The organism is Monashia sp. HAY1-2A, assembly GCF_056755315.1.
In genome coordinates, this window is record NZ_JBNDHY010000604.1 from 1 (window position 1) to 250 (window position 250).

The following is a 250-nucleotide window of genomic DNA, read 5'->3' on the forward strand; positions in this document are numbered from 1 at the left end:
GGGGTTGAGATGTTCAGAAAAATCCTAGACAGAGGTGAAGCTGGTGATAACGTAGGTCTATTGTTGAGAGGTATTGAAAAAACTGACATCAAGAGAGGTATGGTAATCGCTAAGAAAGAATCTGTGAAGCCACACAAAAAATTCAAAGCATCTGTTTATATCCTTTCTAAAGAAGAAGGTGGACGTCACACTCCATTCCACAACAAATACCGTCCTCAGTTCTACGTAAGAACTACTGACGTTACAGGTG

Annotated in this window: 1 protein-coding gene; it reads left to right on the forward strand. The window is 40.4% G+C overall.

Annotation, left to right across the window (positions count from 1 at the left end; all coding sequences use genetic code 11):
• The coding region (locus ACPYOM_RS23215) for an EF-Tu C-terminal domain-related protein (protein WP_481347778.1) at window positions 1-250 on the forward strand (250 nt) is incomplete at both ends.